The organism is Vibrio sp. YT-19(2023), assembly GCF_033337395.1.
On record NZ_JAWOQN010000829.1, the window covers coordinates 1 to 583 of the forward strand.

The window sequence follows — 583 nt, forward strand, 5'->3', positions numbered from 1 at the left end:
CTGATTTTCAATCTCGCTGAGCGTGGTGTCACTGTGCTGGTGGTGTCGAGTGATTTGCCAGAAGTTCTTGGTATATCCGATCGCGTTATGGTGATGAAAGAAGGTGCGGTAACAGGTGAACTACAGCGCCATGAGTTTAAAGAACAAACTGCTTTGAGTTTAGCCATGCTAGGCAACAACCAAGCTGCTGCATAATAAAGGAATATCCTATGTCTGTAACAAGCTCTACGAAAATACTAGAACAACAGGACGCGAAGCGTTCATGGAATTTTGCTGGGATTTGGGACCGATTCGGCATGCTGATGGTGTTCGCTGGTCTGTTTTTATTGTGTGCTTTCTTTGTGCCTTACTTCGCGACGTTCATCAATATGAAAGGTCTGGGTTTGGCGATCTCTATGAGTGGCATGGTGGCGTGTGCCATGCTGTTTTGCTTGGCGTGCGGTGATCTGGATTTGTCGGTCGCGTCCATCATTGCTTGCTCAGGTGTGGTTACCGCCGTCGCGATCAACGCAACTAGCAGCGTGGTACTTGGTGTGGGCGCAGGTCTGCTTTCTGGCGTTGCCTTTGGCCTGTTAAACGGTTT

Annotated in this window: 2 pseudogenes; both read left to right on the forward strand. The window is 48.9% G+C overall.

Annotation, left to right across the window (positions count from 1 at the left end):
• Positions 1-195, forward strand: a pseudogene (gene araG, locus R7E78_RS28690) (L-arabinose ABC transporter ATP-binding protein AraG); the annotation flags it as partial.
• A 14-nt stretch (positions 196-209) separates the two neighbouring features.
• A pseudogene (gene araH / locus R7E78_RS28695) lies at positions 210-583 on the forward strand (L-arabinose ABC transporter permease AraH); the annotation flags it as partial.